At 72.4% G+C, this 15,415-nt stretch carries 16 protein-coding genes; 11 read left to right on the top strand and 5 right to left on the bottom strand.

Annotation, left to right across the window (positions count from 1 at the left end):
* Window positions 1-14: 14 nt before the first annotated feature.
* A complete protein-coding gene (locus tag AB0878_RS05820; RefSeq protein ID WP_366576893.1) occupies window positions 15-2,126 on the bottom strand; it encodes an elongation factor G-like protein EF-G2 in 2,112 nt (703 codons plus the stop codon).
* A 143-nt stretch (window positions 2,127-2,269) separates the two neighbouring features.
* Here AB0878_RS05820 and AB0878_RS05815 point away from each other — a divergent pair, with 143 nt between their 5' ends.
* Together AB0878_RS05815 and AB0878_RS05810 are read left to right on the top strand one after the other, a co-directional pair.
* Window positions 2,270-3,709: an FAD-binding oxidoreductase gene (locus AB0878_RS05815; protein WP_366576891.1), complete on the top strand. Its 1,440-nt coding sequence runs from the start codon at window positions 2,270-2,272 to the stop codon at window positions 3,707-3,709.
* Between the two features lie 59 nt (window positions 3,710-3,768).
* On the top strand, window positions 3,769-4,734 hold the full coding sequence (locus tag AB0878_RS05810; RefSeq protein WP_366576889.1) for a DUF5937 family protein: 966 nt from the start codon (window positions 3,769-3,771) through the stop codon (window positions 4,732-4,734).
* A 4-nt stretch (window positions 4,735-4,738) separates the two neighbouring features.
* On the opposite strand, the gene AB0878_RS05805 is transcribed toward AB0878_RS05810, so the two are convergent.
* Both AB0878_RS05805 and AB0878_RS05800 read right to left on the bottom strand, forming a co-directional pair.
* On the bottom strand, window positions 4,739-5,059 hold the full coding sequence (locus tag AB0878_RS05805; protein WP_366576887.1) for an AzlD domain-containing protein: 321 nt from the start codon (window positions 5,057-5,059) through the stop codon (window positions 4,739-4,741).
* On the bottom strand, window positions 5,059-5,754 hold the full coding sequence (locus AB0878_RS05800) for an AzlC family ABC transporter permease (protein WP_366576885.1): 696 nt from the start codon (window positions 5,752-5,754) through the stop codon (window positions 5,059-5,061). Before AB0878_RS05800 ends, AB0878_RS05805 begins: the two co-directional genes overlap by 1 nt.
* Before the next feature lie 70 nt (window positions 5,755-5,824).
* Here AB0878_RS05800 and AB0878_RS05795 point away from each other — a divergent pair, with 70 nt between their 5' ends.
* Window positions 5,825-6,388: an XRE family transcriptional regulator gene (locus tag AB0878_RS05795; protein ID WP_366577007.1), complete on the top strand. Its 564-nt coding sequence runs from the start codon at window positions 5,825-5,827 to the stop codon at window positions 6,386-6,388.
* A gap of 40 nt (window positions 6,389-6,428) precedes the next feature.
* Here AB0878_RS05795 and pdxS read toward each other — a convergent pair whose 3' ends face one another.
* Window positions 6,429-7,343: a pyridoxal 5'-phosphate synthase lyase subunit PdxS gene (gene pdxS / locus AB0878_RS05790; protein WP_366576883.1), complete on the bottom strand. Its 915-nt coding sequence runs from the start codon at window positions 7,341-7,343 to the stop codon at window positions 6,429-6,431.
* Between the two features lie 453 nt (window positions 7,344-7,796).
* Here pdxS and pdxT point away from each other — a divergent pair, with 453 nt between their 5' ends.
* The 3 genes from pdxT to AB0878_RS05775 all read left to right on the top strand — a co-directional run bounded on the left by pdxT (window position 7,797) and on the right by AB0878_RS05775 (window position 9,992).
* On the top strand, window positions 7,797-8,441 hold the full coding sequence (gene pdxT / locus AB0878_RS05785; RefSeq protein ID WP_366576881.1) for a pyridoxal 5'-phosphate synthase glutaminase subunit PdxT: 645 nt from the start codon (window positions 7,797-7,799) through the stop codon (window positions 8,439-8,441).
* A gap of 60 nt (window positions 8,442-8,501) precedes the next feature.
* On the top strand, window positions 8,502-9,257 hold the full coding sequence (locus tag AB0878_RS05780) for a YebC/PmpR family DNA-binding transcriptional regulator (protein WP_360604005.1): 756 nt from the start codon (window positions 8,502-8,504) through the stop codon (window positions 9,255-9,257).
* Window positions 9,258-9,470: 213 nt separating this feature from the next.
* Entirely contained in the window at window positions 9,471-9,992 is a 522-nt protein-coding gene (locus tag AB0878_RS05775) for a DUF4262 domain-containing protein (RefSeq protein WP_360604007.1), read from the top strand.
* A 34-nt stretch (window positions 9,993-10,026) separates the two neighbouring features.
* Here the strand turns inward: AB0878_RS05775 and AB0878_RS05770 are convergent, their stop codons facing one another.
* Window positions 10,027-10,473: a cupin domain-containing protein gene (locus AB0878_RS05770; RefSeq protein ID WP_366576879.1), complete on the bottom strand. Its 447-nt coding sequence runs from the start codon at window positions 10,471-10,473 to the stop codon at window positions 10,027-10,029.
* 74 nt (window positions 10,474-10,547) lie between these two features.
* On the opposite strand from AB0878_RS05770, the gene ruvC reads away from it, so the two are divergent.
* The 5 genes from ruvC to secD all read left to right on the top strand — a co-directional run bounded on the left by ruvC (window position 10,548) and on the right by secD (window position 15,412).
* A complete protein-coding gene (gene ruvC, locus AB0878_RS05765) occupies window positions 10,548-11,189 on the top strand; it encodes a crossover junction endodeoxyribonuclease RuvC (RefSeq protein ID WP_255638075.1) in 642 nt (213 codons plus the stop codon).
* The gene (ruvA, locus tag AB0878_RS05760) at window positions 11,186-11,782 is read left to right on the top strand and encodes a Holliday junction branch migration protein RuvA (RefSeq protein WP_366576876.1); all 597 of its coding nucleotides are present in this window, start codon (window positions 11,186-11,188) and stop codon (window positions 11,780-11,782) included. Before ruvC ends, ruvA begins: the two co-directional genes overlap by 4 nt.
* 3 nt (window positions 11,783-11,785) lie before the next feature.
* Window positions 11,786-12,868 carry a Holliday junction branch migration DNA helicase RuvB gene (gene ruvB, locus AB0878_RS05755; protein WP_366576875.1) on the top strand — a complete coding sequence of 361 codons (1,083 nt, stop codon included), beginning with the start codon at window positions 11,786-11,788 and terminating at the stop codon, window positions 12,866-12,868.
* Window positions 12,869-13,023: 155 nt separating this feature from the next.
* Entirely contained in the window at window positions 13,024-13,452 is a 429-nt protein-coding gene (gene yajC, locus AB0878_RS05750) for a preprotein translocase subunit YajC (protein ID WP_366576873.1), read from the top strand.
* A 205-nt stretch (window positions 13,453-13,657) separates the two neighbouring features.
* Window positions 13,658-15,412: a protein translocase subunit SecD gene (gene secD / locus AB0878_RS05745; protein ID WP_366576871.1), complete on the top strand. Its 1,755-nt coding sequence runs from the start codon at window positions 13,658-13,660 to the stop codon at window positions 15,410-15,412.
* The last annotated feature ends 3 nt before the right edge of the window (window positions 15,413-15,415 follow it).

Genomic DNA, 15,415 nt, shown 5'->3' with positions numbered 1-15,415 from the left:
TGTGACCACCGGGTTCACAGGGGCATCGCCGCTCCTTCCGGCAGCGGTTCGAACCGGGCGTGGACGCGGGTGAACGTGGCCGTGCCCGAGCTCAGTGAGCGCAGGTCGATCGCGTAGCGCAGGAGCTCCGCGGCGGGCACCTCGGCGTTGATGACCGTGCGGCCGCCCTCGCCCGACTCGGTGCCGAGCACGCGCCCCCGCCGCGACGACAGATCGCCCAGCACGGTGCCCAGGTGCTCGTCCGGGAGCGTGATGGCGACGGTGTCGAGGGGTTCCAGCAACGTGATCCGGCTGGCCGCCGCGGCTTCCCGCAGCGCGAGCGCCCCGGCGGTCTGGAACGCCGCGTCCGACGAGTCGACGCTGTGGGCCTTGCCGTCCACGAGCGTCACGCGCACGTCGACGACCGGGTGCCCGTCCATGAGCCCGCGCTTGAGCTGCGCGCGCACGCCCTTCTCGACACTTGGGATGAACTGGTGCGGCACCGAGCCGCCGACGACTTTGTCCACGAACTCGAACCCACTGCCGCGCGGCAACGGTTCCACCTCGATGTCGCACACGGCGAACTGGCCGTGGCCGCCGGACTGCTTCACGTGGCGGCCGTGGCCGCGGGCGGGTTTGCCGAACGTGGCGCGCAGGCTGATGCGCACCGGTTCGGTGTCCACGTCGGCGCCGCCGGCGCGCAGCCGCGACAGGACGACGTCGGCGTGCGCCTCACCCATGCACCAGAGCACGAGCTGGCCGGTTTCGGCGTTGCGGTCGAGCCGCAGCGTCGGGTCTCCGGCCACCAGCCGCGAAAGGTTGCGGGACAGCGTGTCCTCGTCGCTGCGGGTCTTGGCGATGATGGCGACCGGCAGGAGCGGCTCGGGCATGCGCCACGGTTTCATCACCAGCGGGTCGTCCGGCGATGAGACGGTGTCGCCCGTTTCGGCCGAGCCGACCTTGGTCAGCGCGCACAAGTCGCCCGCCACGCAGTAGGGAACTTCGCGCAGCGCGGACCCGAGCGGCGAGTACAGGTGCGCCACGCGTTCGTCGGCGTCGTGGTCCTCGTGCCCGCGCTCGGCGAGGCCGTGCCCGGACACGTGCACGGCGTTCTCCGGCCGCAGCGTCCCCGAGAACACCCGGACGAGCGATACGCGGCCGACGTAGGAGTCCACGGCCGTGCGCACGACCTCCGCGGCGAGCGGCCCCGCGGGGTCGGCCGTCAGGTCGCCGTGCGGGCCGCCGTCGGGAGTCGTGACGCCCGGCAGCGTGTGTTCCAGCGGCGACGGGAACGCGCGCACGATCCCGTCGAGCACCTCCGCGAGCCCGATGCCGCTGGTGGCGCACACGGGGATGACGGGGTGGAACGACCCGCGCGCCACCGCGGTCTCGAGGTCGGCGATGAGCGTGTCCTCGGAGATCTCCTCGCCGCCGAGGTATCGCTCCATGAGGGTCTCGTCCTCGCTCTCGGCGATGATGCCCTCGATGAGCTCGTTGCGGGCGTCCTCGAGGCCGGCGAGGTCGGCCGGATCGGGCTCGCCGATCCGCGGCGGATAGCCGGCGGAGTAGTCGAAGTAGCGCTGGGTGATGAGACCGACCAGCCCGTCGCGAGCCGGGAGGTACAGCGGCAGCACGCCCGCACCGAACGCGGCCTGGCAGGCGGCGATCTCCGCGAGTGCGTCGGCCCGGTGGTGGTCGAGGCGGGAGACGATCACGGCCCGGGGCATCCCGACCGACGCGCACTCCTCCCACACGGCGACCGTCGCGGCGTCGACGCCTTCGGCCGCGCACACCACGAACAGCGCGGCGTCGGCGGCGCGCAGCCCCGCGCGCAGCTCGCCGACGAAATCGGCGTAGCCCGGGGTGTCGATGAGGTTGATCTTGTGGCCCTGGTGCAGCACCGGCGCCACCGACAGCCCGACGGACCGCTGCTGGCGCACGGCCGCCGGGTCGTGGTCGCACACCGTGGTGCCCTCGACGACCGAGCCGGCGCGCGGGACGGTGCCCGACGCCGCGAGCAACGCCTCGGTCAAGGTGGTCTTCCCGGACCCCGAGGGCCCCACCAGCACAACGTTGCGTACTCGGGCGGGGTCGGCCACAGCGACGGCGGCCCCGGTGTCGGTACTCCTGCTCTGTTTGTCGGCCATGGCGACTCCTCGGCGAACGGCTGGTGTACGCGATGTGTCCTCGATCACACACCCGCTACCCTGGGCAGGGCAAGGCAGGGCCGGGGGGACCACGCGTTTGCTCCCCGGTGTGTTCCGGCTTCGGGCCGGGTGACGGGGGCGGGATGACGATCAGCAGGCGCACGTTCCTGTGGGCGTCCGGGGCGGCGGTACCGGTGGCGGCGGGCCTGGGGGCCACCACGGCGGACCGGTGGGCGGCCCTGCGGCGACGGCTTTCGGGGACGTTGCTCGTACCCGGCGACGCGGGGTACGAGGCCGCTCGCCACGGTTATTTCACGCTGTACGACCACCATCCGGCCGCGATCGCCGGCTGCGTGAGCGAGGCGGACGTGCAGGCGTGCGTGGACTTCGCCGCACAGCACGCCATCCCGGTGGCCGCGCGCTCGGGCGGGCACAGCTACGTCGGATACTCCACTGTGGACGGCGGACTGGTGGTGGACGTCGGGCGGCTCGCCGGGATCCGCGTCCTCGACCACGGACGGGCCGTGGTGGGGGCGGGTGCGCGGCTGGGCCCGGTGTACCAGGCGCTGGGGACCGCGGGGCGGGCGCTGGCCGCGGGCACGTGCCCGACCGTCGGCATCGCCGGGCTGACGCTCGGCGGCGGAGTCGGGGTGCTGGGCCGCAAGCTCGGGCTCACGTGCGACCAGCTCGAGTCGGCGCGGGTCGTGACGGCCGACGGCGTGGTGTGCACGGTGTCGGCGCACCAGGACGCGGACCTGTTCTGGGCGTTGCGCGGCGGCGGGGGCGGCAACTTCGGCATCGTCACGTCGTTCACCTTCCGGACCGCCCAGGCGCAAGCCCTCACGTCCTTCAGCCTGCAGTTCCCGCCCGAGACGGCCGCGACGCTCCTCGCCGAATGGCAGGACTGGCAGCCGCGGATGCCCGACGAGCTCTGGTCCGACCTCGGGCTCGGCGCCACGGCGGCGAACTTCGGCGGCTGCTTCGTGGGTCCGCGCAGCAGGCTGAAGCCGATCCTCGACGATTTCGTCCGCCGGGTCGGCGCGGCGCCGCTGAAACGGGAGGAGCCGGAGACCGATTTCCTCGGCGCGATGCGGTACTTCGCCGGTTGCCCGGACCTCGCGGGTTCGGCGTGCGGCCCCGGCTGGGGTGGTGGCACGGGCAAGATCGGGACCGCCGCGTACGTCGCGACGTCACGGATGCTGATGCGCCCGGCGCAGGACCCGGCCGCGGTCCTGGAACTGCTGAGCGAGGACCCGGATTCTTACACGATCGTGGACGGTGGCGGCGGCGCGATCGCGCGCGGCGACTCGGCTTTCCCGCACCGCCGGGCGCTCGCGAGCTTCCAGTTCACCCACGGGCTGGAGCACGCGACCGAGGCCGCGGCAAGGCGCGCGATCGGGCGAATTCGCGACGGGCTCGGGCCGGAATTCGGCACCACCGGTTACGTCAACTACCTCGATCCGGAAATGCCGGAGTGGGGCCAGGCCTATTACGGCGGCAACCTGCCCCGGCTGCGCGCGGTGGCCCGGCGCTACGACCCGGACCGCGTGTTCTCCTTCCCCCAAGGGGTAACCCCGGCCTGACTGTCCACAACGGATCGTTTTACACTTCTCCGATTCCCGTTTTTTCGAGGAGGAGGAACGTGCTTGAGCTGGCGTGGTCGGCGGACGAACTCGCGCGAACGAGGCTCGCGTTCTCCCCGCTGTGGGAAATCGTGGCGAGCGTCCGGGTGCTGGCCCGCCCGGGCGAGCACGCGCTGCACCTGCCGTGGGTGCGCAAGGCGTCGGGCGCGCTGGCCGACGCGGGGATCGACGTCACGCCACTCGCCGATCTCGTCGCCGGCCGCTCGGTGCCGCGGTTCCTCACGCCCGCACCGGCTTCGCCCGTGCCGCAGCTGGCCGACGAGCTGGCGGACCTGCGCGACGTCGCCCCGCGCGCGGTGCGGCGCGAGCTGGAGGCGATGGACCCGCCGCGCTCGGCCGCGCTGACCCGCCTGCACCGCGACCCGGAGGCCGGGCTCGACCGGCTCGCGGGGCTGATGGAGCGGTACTGGGCGGTGGCGCTGGCGCCCGCGTGGCCACGCATGCGGGCGCTGCTGGAAGGCGACGTGCTGCACCGGTCGCGGCTGCTCGCCGCCGGCGCGGCGGAGGACCTGTTCCACGACCTCGCGCCCGCCGTCCACTGGGCCGAGGGCGCGCTGATCGTCGCCCAGCGGCTCGTCCCCGCCACGGGCGCGCCGCACGGCCACGGGCTCGTGCTGGCGCCGTCGGTGTTCGTCTGGCCGCGTGTGATCTCACGGACCCATGCGGGCCGGCAGCCCGTGCTGCGCTATCCGGCCCGCGGCGTCGCCGGCCTGTGGGAATCCGGTGGTACCTCGTCGTCGGCCGCCCTGCGCGGCGTGCTCGGCCGCAGCCGCAGCACGCTCCTCACCTCGCTGACCACGCCGGCGGACCTCGGCGAGCTGGCGCGCCGCACGGGCCTGAAGCAGGGCGTCGTCGCGAAGCACCTCCAGCTCCTGCGTGCCGCGGGCTTGATCGCCACGGCCCCCGACGGCGTCCACTCACGAACGGTCGCCGCCGACGCCGTGGTGACCGCGGCCGACGACTGAGGGCTCAGGGCACCCCGGCCAGCCGCAACAGCGCCGCCGTCGCCGCGGCGGCCACGACCACGGCCACGAACGGGGCCTTGCGCCACGCGAGCACCCCGCCGACCAGCACCCCGGCCGGGCGGGCGATGCCGGCGAACGCGTGCCCTTCCGTGAGCGCGCTCGTCGCGACGAGCGCGGCCAGCAGGACGACGGCCGAGAGCGCCATGAGCCGCTGGGCACGGGGGGAGAGGTGGACGCGCGTGCGCAGCACCGGCCCGGCGAAGCGGAAGGCGAACGTGCCCGCCGCGAGGACCACGGTGGCGATCAGGAGCTCGACGCCGTCCATCAGTGGGCTCCTTCCAGCGTCTTCGGTTCCTTGGCCGCCACGCCGACGAGTACGCCGGCCAGCGCCAGCAGCACCGGCAGGCCCGCGGGCAGGAACGGGGTGGCCGCCAGGGCGACCACCACGCCCACGGCGACGGGCAGCCGGGTGGCGCGATCGCGCAACGACGGCAGGACGAGGGCCAGCAGCACGGCCGGGAACGCGGCGTCCAGGCCGAACGCGGCGGTGTCACTGATGGCGGTGCCCGCGAAAGCACCCGCGACGCAGCCTGCGTTCCACGCGACGAACAGGCCCGCGCCGCACGCCCAGTAGGCGGCGCGCCGGCGTCCCGAATCGCGCTGGGCCAGGGCGAAGGCCACCGACTCGTCGATCATCAGGTGGCTGCCGGCGATGCGGGTGGCCCACTTCGGGCCGAACACGTCGCCGATCGCGAAGCCGAACGGCAGGTGCCGCGCGTTCACCAGCAGGCCCGCGACCACGGCGGCCAGCGGGTTGCCGCCGCCGGCGATGATGCCCACCAGCATGAACTGCGACGCGCCGGCGAAGACCAGCAGCGACAGCAGCATCGGAGCCCACAGCGGGAACCCCGAGCCCACCGCGATGGCGCCGTAGGAGACGCCCACGAGGCCGTCGGCCAGGCAGACGAGCGCGATGTCCCGGGTCAGCTCCCGGTCGAGTGTTCGCCAAATCGAACGCATAGTGTCTTATGCTGAACACAGGACCGGGTGTTCGTCAAGGCGAACGGAAAGACTGATGGAGCGAACACAGATGTCGCAGGAGACCGGCGGCGCGCCGCTGGAGATCATCGCCGCGTCGCTGCGGCGCGAGCGCACCCGCGCGGGCCTGTCGCTCACCGAGGTCGCGCGCCGCGCCGGCCTGGCGAAGTCGACGCTGTCGCAGCTGGAGTCGGGCTCGGGCAACCCGAGCGTCGAGACGCTGTGGGCCCTCGGCGTGGCGCTCGACGTGCCGTTCTCCCGGCTCGTGGAACCCGAACGGCCTCAGGTCCGCGTGATCCGCGCGGGCAAGGGGCCGACGGTGTTCGCCGAGCACGCCGACTACGCGTGCACGCTGCTGTCCGCGTGCCCGCCGTCGGCGCGCCGGGACCTGTACGTGATCCGCGCGGAGCCGGGCACTCCGCGCAGGTCGGACCCGCACATGAACGGCGTGGTCGAGCACATCGTGATCTGCGCCGGGCGGGCCCGCGTCGGCGTGCGCGACGACCCGGTCGAGCTCCTGCCCGGCGACTACATCTGCTACCCCGGGGACGTGCCGCACATCTTCGAGGCGCTCGAGCCCGGCACGTTCGGGGTGGAGATCTCCGAGTACTCGTGAGAAGCGGTACCCGGGAACCCCTGCGGTGAAAAACCGGGGCTTACCAGCCGCGCTCGGCGAGGCGGTGCGGCTCCGGCAGCTCCTCGACGTTGATGCCGACCATCGCCTCGCCCAGGCCGCGCGAGACCTTGGCCAGCACGTCGGGGTCGTCGTAGAACGTCGTCGCCTTGACGATGGCCTCGGCGCGCTGCGCGGGGTTGCCGGACTTGAAGATGCCCGAGCCGACGAACACGCCCTCGGCGCCGAGCTGCATCATCATCGCCGCGTCGGCCGGGGTCGCGATGCCGCCCGCGGTGAACAGCACCACCGGCAGCTTGCCGTTCTGCGCGACCTCCTTGACCAGCTCGTACGGCGCCTGCAACTCCTTCGCCGCGACGAACAGCTCGTCCTCGGGCAGCGAGGACAGCTTGCGGATCTCGGCGCGGATCTGGCGCATGTGGGTGGTGGCGTTGGAGACGTCGCCGGTGCCGGCCTCGCCCTTGGAGCGGATCATCGCCGCACCCTCGGTGATCCGGCGCAGCGCCTCGCCCAGGTTGGTCGCACCGCAGACGAAGGGGACGGTGAAGGCCCACTTGTCGATGTGGTTGGCGTAGTCGGCGGGCGTGAGCACCTCGGACTCGTCGATGTAGTCGACGCCGAGCGACTGCAGCACCTGCGCCTCGACGAAGTGGCCGATGCGGGCCTTCGCCATGACCGGGATCGAGACGGTCTCGATGATGCCGTCGATCAGGTCCGGATCGCTCATGCGCGCGACGCCGCCCTGGGCGCGGATGTCGGCGGGCACGCGCTCGAGCGCCATGACCGCGACCGCGCCGGCGTCCTCGGCGATCTTCGCCTGCTCGGCGGTGACCACGTCCATGATCACGCCGCCCTTGAGCATCTCCGCCATGCCGCGCTTGACCTTGGCGGTGCCGGTGACGGACTGGGGTTCGGGGGTGGTCTGCTGCTCGGACACCTCGGGGCCTTTCTCGGGACGGACTGCTGCGCCTTCGAGCGTAGGGGCGCGGTGGACCGGTGAACCAGGCCAGTGCCCGGCTATCTCGGCAGTCCACTTTTCGCGTGGCCACCACCTGCGGATCCGCTCGCCGCCGGGCGGTGTCGGGCGCGTCACGTGCCGCCGGATCGACGCTGACCTGCACCGGCGCCGGCGGGGTATCCTGGAGGTATCTGTGGGGGCGGCCACGCGGATTCCCGCTGCCGCCCGGCCCGCGGGTGTGCTGAGCTCCGGCAAGATCCCCCTCGAGGTGGCCACTCGGCGACGTTTCGAGAAGGCCACTCGGCGGCGCCGGGGTCCGGTGGCCGGCCCCGTCGCTCGGGTGGGTGACAGCCGGCCGACTGCCCGCTGACCTGGCCGGGAGGCCCGCGAGGCGTCCCCCTAAGCTGAGCAGAACGTCTTTCGGGAGGTCGGGTGGCGACAGCTTCGGGAGCACGGCCGACGGTCGGCGTGCTCGCCCTGCAGGGCGCCGTGCGCGAGCACGTCGCGATGCTGGAGCGCGCGGGCGCGCACGCCGTGCCCGTGCGCCGCGCGGCGGAACTGTCCGAAGTGGACGGCCTGGTGCTCCCCGGCGGGGAGTCCACCACCATGTCGCGGCTGCTGGAGAGCTTCGAGCTGCTCGAGCCGCTGCGGGCGCGGATCGCGGACGGGATGCCCGCCTTCGGCTCGTGCGCCGGGCTGATCCTGCTGGCGCGCCAGGCGCTCGACGGGCGCCCGGACCAGCAGCAGCTCGGCGGGCTCGACGTGGTCGTCCGGCGCAACGCGTTCGGCCGGCAGGTCGACTCGTTCGAGGTGGACCTCGACTTCGCGGGTGTCGAAGACGGGCCCGTGCACGCGGTGTTCATCCGGGCCCCGTGGGTCGAGAAGGCGGGGGCGGGGGTCGAGGTGCTGGCCACCGTGCCGGCGTCGCTCGTGCCCGACGACCCCGACGGTGGCGGGCGCGAGGCTAGGATCGTCGCCGTCCGGCAGGGGTCGGTGCTGGCCACGGCCTTCCACCCGGAGATCACCGGGGACGAGCGGGTGCACCGGTTGTTCGTCGAGCTCGTGCGAGAAGCCTGAGCAGGGATTGCGGCGTGCGCGCGACGCGAGTCGGGGGCACGCGGAACAAATGGAGGAAAGATGAGCGGCCACTCCAAGTGGGCCACGACGAAGCACAAGAAGGCCAACCTCGACGCGAAGCGTGGCAAGCTCTTCGCCCGGCTGATCAAGAACATCGAGGTGGCCGCCCGGACCGGCACCGGCGGTGGGGACCCCGACGGCAACCCCACCCTCTACGACGCCATCCAGAAGGCGAAGAAGAACTCGGTCCCGCAGGACAACATCGAGCGCGCCCGCAAGCGCGGCGCCGGTGAAGAGGCCGGTGGTGCCGACTGGCAGAACATCACGTACGAGGGCTACGGGCCCAACGGCGTGGCGGTGCTGATCGAGTGCCTCACCGACAACAAGAACCGTGCCGCCATGGAGGTCCGGACCGCGCTCACGCGCAACAACGGCTCGCTGGCCGACCCGGGCTCCGTCGCGTACATGTTCAACCGCAAGGGTGTCGTGATCATGCCCAAGGGCGAGGCGACCGAGGACGACGTCCTCATGGCCGTGCTCGACGCGGGTGCCGAGGAGGTCAACGACCTCGACGAGAGCTTTGAGATCGTCTCCGAGGGCGGCGACCTGGTCCCGGTGCGCAAGGCGCTGCAGGAGGCCGGGTTCGAGTACGAGTCGGCGGAGCTCACGTTCCTCCCGACGGTCTCGGTGCCGCTGGACGTCGACGGCGCGAAGAAGGTCTTCAAGCTGATCGACGCGCTCGAGGACTGCGACGACGTGCAGAACGTCTACGCGAACTTCGACGTGTCGGACGAGGTCATGGCCTCGGTCGACTGACGTCGGCCCGCGGCGGGTTTTCCCGCCGCGGTAAGGAATTCGGCGGCACACCGAGAGTAGAGCGTGCCGGCGAACGGCCCCGGTCGGGTGCGGGAGAGTCCGCGTCCGGCCGGGGCCGTTTCTCGTGTGATCAGCGGAGCGTAGTCGGATTCCTTGCTGTGCCCGGAAATTCGCGGCTGTCGGTACTGGGCTCAGCCGCGCGGGTACGGCACAATGGCCGCCGTGACGACCTCAGCCCTCACCGCCGAAGAGCAGCGTCTGATCGACTGGATCGAGTCCCAGGCGAAGGAACGGGGCAACGCGGTCATCGCGGTCCCGCAGGACGACCAGGGCGCCGGCTTCTGTTTCACCGCTTGCGCGTGGGCGCTGCACAACGTGCCGGAGGCCGTGGTCGTCGGCCTGCCCGGCGACCTGGGGCCGATCCTGCTCGACGCGTACGTCGACCGCGCCGCCAACGGCGAGATCTTCGAGGTCGGCAAGCGCTACGACGACTTCTTCCAGGGCAGTGCCGTCGTGTTCGAACGCGTCGCGAAGGGGCACTACCCGGAGTACTTCGGCTCGGCGTTCCTCGTCTACCCGGACGGCGACTTCCCGGCACTGCAGGTCCTCGTCGCCACGGCCGACGGGCACTTCCCCTGGCAGGACACGGCTCCCGAAGGGTTCGCCGAGTGGCAGCCGGTGCTCACGGAAAGCGGTGTGCCCGAAAGCTGGACCCCCGGCGTCGACGGCCCGTGATCAGCCACGGCCGGTGATCACCGCCGGCCGCTGATCACCGCGGCAAGGCCCGCAGATCCGCCGCCGCGCCGGGAAACCGCGCGGCGAGCGTCTCGACGTCGGCGAACTCCACGCAGTCGTCGGTGTAGGGCGGCACCACCACGGTGCCGAGCAGAGACCACTCGCCCAGCGGTACCGTCGCCTGCCACGTGCCGGCGGGCACCACGACCTGCGGCTGTTCGCCCGCGGCGACGTCGGTGCCCAGCACCGGCCGCGTGACCGTGCCGTCCGCATGCAGGAGCAGCATCCGCGCCGGCGCTCCGGCGTGGTGCACGAAGACTTCGACGCGGTCGAGCCGGTGCGGCGCCGAGAACTGCGGCGCCACCAGCAGGTAGTAGATCGCGGACCCCTCTTCGGAACGCCAGCTCTGCGCGAAGAGGCCGCCTTCGACGGGCAGCGGCGACAGACCCAGGTGGCGGATGAATTCCGGCGGCTGCGGCATGGCGACCATCCTGCCGGGCCCCCGCCCAGTAGCCTGCACCTCGAACGGATGTTCGCGCGGGCGAAGGAGAAGGTGTGCGGGTGCTCGGGGTCGACCCCGGTCTGACCAGGTGCGGTCTCGGCGTGGTCGACGGTGGCAAGGGCCGGGTCGTCCGCGCGGTGGCCGTGGGTGTCGTGCGCACCCCGCCGGAGGACGATCTCGCCCACCGGCTGCTCGGCATCGCCGACGAGGTCGAGGTCTGGCTGGACCGCTACAAGCCCGAGGCGATCGCGGTCGAGCGCGTGTTCGCGCAGCACAACGTCCGCACGGCCATGGGCACCGCGCAGGCGGGCGGCGTCGTCGCGCTGGCCGCGGCCCGGCGCGGGCTGCCGGTCGTCTTCCACACCCCGAGCGAGGTCAAGGCCGCGGTCACCGGGTCGGGCCGCGCGGACAAGGCACAGGTCACCGGTATGGTGATGCGCTTGCTCAACCTCGAGGTGAAGCCGCACCCCGCCGACGCGGCCGACGCGCTGGCGCTGGCCATCTGCCACCTCTGGCGCGAGCCGATGCGCGTCCGTCTCGCCGAGGCCGAGGCGCGCGCGGCCGAGCTGGCCCGCGCGCACAAGGCCAAGCTGGCGGCCGCCGCGAAACAGGCGGGCGCCGCCACCCGCACCCCGGTGCGGCGCGCGGCCCGCCGGACCCCCAGCAAGCTGGACGACACTGGAGCACCCCGATGATCTCCTCCGTACGCGGTGAAGTGCTGTCCGTCGGCCTGGACCACGTCGTGGTCGAGGTCGGCGGCGTGGGCTTCGCCGTGCAGGCCACCCCGGCGACGCTCGCGACGCTGCGCCGCGGCGAGCAGGTGCGGCTGCACACCGCGCTGGTCGTGCGCGAGGACTCGCTGACGCTGTTCGGGTTCGCCGACGAAGACGCGCGCGAGCTGTTCGGCCTGCTGCAGACCGTGTCGGGCATCGGCCCGCGGCTCGCGCTCGCCACGCTCGCCGTGCTGGAGCCCGACAAGCTGCGCGCCGCGCTCGTGGAAGGCAACATCACCGTGCTCACGCAGGTGCCCGGCATCGGCCGCAAGGGCGCCGAACGGCTCAGCCTCGAGCTGCGCGACAAGGTCACCGCGCTCGGCGGCACCGGCGAGATGCCGGCCGTGTCCGCGCCCGGCGCGTTGCGCGCCGAGGTCGTGGAAGCGTTGGCCGGACTGGGTTTCCCGGCCAAGCAGGCCGAGCAGGCGGTGGACCGCGTGCTGGCCGAGGGCGACGGGCACACCACCGCCACGGTGCTGCGCTCGGCGCTGGCCACCCTCGGGCGCAAGCGGTAGCCGGTGGACCACGAAGTGACCGAGTTCGAAGCCGGCAGCGACTCCGACGAGACGCTCTCCGCGCTCTCGCAGAACGGCGAGCGCGAGGTCGAGACGACCCTGCGGCCGCGCAAGCTCGACGAGTTCGTGGGCCAGCCCCGCGTGCGCGAGCAGCTGGAGCTGGTGCTGGAGAGCGCCCGGCGCCGCGGCGTGCCGCCCGACCACGTGCTGCTGTCCGGCCCGCCCGGCCTCGGCAAGACGAGCATGGCGATGATCGTGGCCGCCGAGCTGGGCGCGGCCATCCGCATCACGTCCGGTCCGGCGCTGGAACGCGCGGGCGACCTGGCCGCGATGCTGTCGAACCTCGCGCCCGGCGACGTGCTGTTCATCGACGAGATCCACCGCATCGCCCGGCCCGCCGAGGAGATGCTGTACCTCGCGATGGAGGACTTCCGCGTCGACGTCGTGGTCGGCAAGGGACCGGGCGCCACGAGCATCCCGCTCGAGATCGCGCCGTTCACGCTGGTCGGGGCCACCACGCGGTCGGGCTCGCTGACCGGGCCGCTGCGCGACCGCTTCGGCTTCACCGGGCAGATGGAGTTCTACTCCGACGCCGAGCTGGAACTCGTGGTGCGCCGCGCCGCGACGATCCTCGACATCCCCATCGACCGCGACGGCTGCTCGGAGATCGCCCGCCGCTCGCGCGGCACGCCCCGGATCGCGAACCGCCTGCTGCGCCGCGTCCGCGACTACGCCGAGGTCCGCGCCGACGGCACCGTGACCAGGGACGTCGCGCGGGCGGCGCTGAAGGTCTACGACGTGGACGAACTCGGTCTCGACCGGCTGGACCGGGCCGTGCTCACCGCGCTGACCCGCTCGTTCGGCGGGGGACCGGTCGGCATCTCGACGCTCGCCGTCGCCGTCGGTGAGGACGCGACCACGGTGGAAGAGGTCTGCGAGCCCTACCTGGTCCGCGCGGGTATGCTCGCCCGGACTCCGCGTGGCCGGGTCGCGACCGCGGCCGCGTGGGAGCACCTCGGCCTGGTGCCACCGCCTGACGCAGGGCGGCCGGACCAGGGCGGTCCCACGTTGTTCGACCAGAGCTGAACCAGGGCTGACGGGGACGTCGGACACCGGCCGGCGGGAGCGCAACGGACGGTGGGTGCTGGCGATTTCGCGAGCACCTGGCACACTCGAAGACAGCACATCCGTCAAAACCGGACGTAAGCACCGACGACGCGACGTCCGTCGAATGGAGAGTCATGAACAACTTACTGCTGCCGTTGCTGCTGCTGGTCGTGGTGGCCGTGCCGCTCGTCCTCGGTACCCGCAAGCAGAAGAAGCAGCAGGCAGCCCAGCAGGACCTGCAGAAGAGCATCGCCCCCGGCGACCGCGTGATGACCACCTCGGGCCTCTACGGCACCGTCGCCGACGCTTCCGGCGACGACACCATCGACATCGAGATCGCCCCGGGCGTCGTCACCACGTGGCTGCGCATCGCGGTCCGCGAGAAGGTGCAGCCGGCCGTCGAGACCGACGAGACCGAGGTCGGCGCCGAGGACACCGCCGACGAGACCGTCGGCGGCGTCGCCTCGACCACCGCCGAGGCGCCCGCCCAGGAGTCCATCGCGGACGACGGCGAGAAGTCCGGTGCGCAGATCGCGCCCCCGCTGGAGCACGGCAAGAAGTGACCTGCTTCTTCCCCGGGCAGTGACACGCGCGTAGCCGACGAAAGTCGGTACGGGCGAACGCAGGGCTCACGCAGCACCGAGTACTGTCTCGGTGCTGCGTGCGTGTCCGCCGCCATAGTCATGCCCAGCAGCGTGCCGGGAGCACCGTCCCGGCTCGCTCACCGAACCAGTTGGGGTCCACCCAGTCCGAGGAGACCGAAGCACCGTGGCACCATCGGCCGGGCATCTCCGCCCGGGACGCTATCTCGCCTTCTTCGCCCTGATCGTGGTCGTGCTCTACGCCCTGGTGTTCTTCACCGGCAGCGGCAAGCCCACGCCGAAGCTCGGCATCGACCTGCAGGGCGGCACCCGGGTCACGCTCACCGCGCGGACGCCGGACGGCGGCCAGCCCACGCGAGACTCGCTGAACCAGGCGCGCCAGATCATCGAACAGCGCGTCAACGGGATCGGTGTCGCGGGCACCGAGGTCGTGCTCGACGGCAACAACGTCGTGATCACGGTCCCCGGCGCGCAGGGCGACCAGGCGAAGTCCCTCGGCCAGACCGCGAAGCTCGGCTTCCGCAAGGTCATCACCTCGCAGCCGAACACCCCGGCCGCACCGCCCGCCTCGGGCAACCCGGCGGCCCCGCCGGCTTCGGGCACGGCGGCGCCCCCCTCGGGCAGCCAGGCCCCGCCGCCCTCCTCGGGCGCGCCGTCGAGCACGCCGAACGGCGGCGGTGGCGCGGCCGGTGCGCCGGCCCAGCAGCCGCCGAGCACCACGCCGTCGGCCCCGCCGGCCTCGAACACGCCGGCGGCCGGTGGCCAGGCGCAGACGCCGATCCAGCAGGCACAGGCGATCCGGCAGAACCCGGATCTGGTCTCGACCGACCAGGCCAAGGCGCAGGCCGCGCAGCAGGCCGCCCTGGCCTCGCTCACCTGCGCGCCGAACGTCGGCGACCCGCTCGAGGGCAACGACCTCTCGGACAAGCCGCTGGTCGCGTGCGGTGACAAGGACGCCACGAAGTACGTGCTGGGCCCGCAGTTCCTGCCCGGCACCGAGATCTCCAGCGCCAACTCGAACTACGACCAGCAGCGCGGCCAGTGGGTCGTCGACCTGACCTTCAACGGTTCCGGCAGCAAGACGTGGGGCGACTTCACCTCCGCCAACGTCGGCACACAGGCCGCGTTCGTGCTCGACACGCAGGTCGTGTCGGCGCCGACCATCCAGGGCGCCATCCTCGGCGGCAACACGCAGATCACCGGCCAGTTCACGCAGGCCGACGCGAAGAACCTCGCCGACGTGCTGAAGTACGGCTCGCTGCCGCTGTCGTTCGACTCCTCCGACGCCACCACCGTGTCGGCGACGCTCGGCTCGGCGTCGCTGCAGGCGGGCCTGCTGGCCGGCGCGATCGGCCTGATCGTGGTCTTCATCTACTGCCTGATCTACTACCGCCTGCTCGGCATCCTCACGATCCTGTCGCTGGCGCTGTCCGGCCTGCTGATCTACGCGGTGCTGGTCCTGCTCGGCCGGTGGATCGGCTACACGCTCGACCTCGCCGGCATCGCCGGCCTGATCATCGCGATCGGCATCACGGCGGACTCGTTCGTCATCTACTTCGAACGGCTCAAGGACGAGATCCGGGAAGGGCGCACGTTCCGCTCCGCGGTGCCGCGCGGCTGGGCTCGCGCCCGGCGCACGATCCTGGCGTCCGACGCGGTCAGCTTCCTCGCCGCGGCGATCCTGTACGTGATCGCGGTCGGCGACGTGCAGGGCTTCGCGTTCACCCTCGGCATGTCGACGGTGCTGGACCTCGTGGTGGTCTACCTCGTCACGCACCCGCTGGTGGCGATGGTGTCCACGTCGAAGTCGGCGTTCCTGTCCAACCCCCGCAACCTCGGCCTCGGTGCCGTCCAGCGCCTGGCCTCGGAGCGCAGGTCCGCCCGCCCCGCCGTCGGCCGCACGAACGTGAAGGAGGCCTGACGT

The organism is Amycolatopsis sp. NPDC047767, assembly GCF_040704195.1.
Taxonomy (GTDB): Bacteria; Actinomycetota; Actinomycetes; order Mycobacteriales; family Pseudonocardiaceae; genus Amycolatopsis.
The sequence above is the reverse complement of the archived record's forward strand: the minus strand, read 5'-3'. Positions and strand labels throughout refer to the sequence as shown.

Bases quoted from the DNA above. Each gene is read 5' to 3' on its own strand.
- AB0878_RS05820 (WP_366576893.1), bottom strand. From the start codon at position 2,126: ATGGCCGACAAACAGAGCAGGAGTACCGACACCGGGGCCGCCGTCGCT.
- AB0878_RS05800 (WP_366576885.1), bottom strand. From the start codon at position 5,754: ATGCGTTCGATTTGGCGAACACTCGACCGGGAGCTGACCCGGGACATC.
- AB0878_RS05815 (WP_366576891.1), top strand. From the start codon at position 2,270: ATGACGATCAGCAGGCGCACGTTCCTGTGGGCGTCCGGGGCGGCGGTA.
- AB0878_RS05775 (WP_360604007.1), top strand. From the start codon at position 9,471: ATGGCCGCCGTGACGACCTCAGCCCTCACCGCCGAAGAGCAGCGTCTG.
- ruvA (WP_366576876.1), top strand. From the start codon at position 11,186: ATGATCTCCTCCGTACGCGGTGAAGTGCTGTCCGTCGGCCTGGACCAC.
- AB0878_RS05795 (WP_366577007.1), top strand. From the start codon at position 5,825: ATGTCGCAGGAGACCGGCGGCGCGCCGCTGGAGATCATCGCCGCGTCG.
- yajC (WP_366576873.1), top strand. From the start codon at position 13,024: ATGAACAACTTACTGCTGCCGTTGCTGCTGCTGGTCGTGGTGGCCGTG.
- AB0878_RS05805 (WP_366576887.1), bottom strand. From the start codon at position 5,059: ATGGACGGCGTCGAGCTCCTGATCGCCACCGTGGTCCTCGCGGCGGGC.
- AB0878_RS05770 (WP_366576879.1), bottom strand. From the start codon at position 10,473: ATGCCGCAGCCGCCGGAATTCATCCGCCACCTGGGTCTGTCGCCGCTG.
- AB0878_RS05780 (WP_360604005.1), top strand. From the start codon at position 8,502: ATGAGCGGCCACTCCAAGTGGGCCACGACGAAGCACAAGAAGGCCAAC.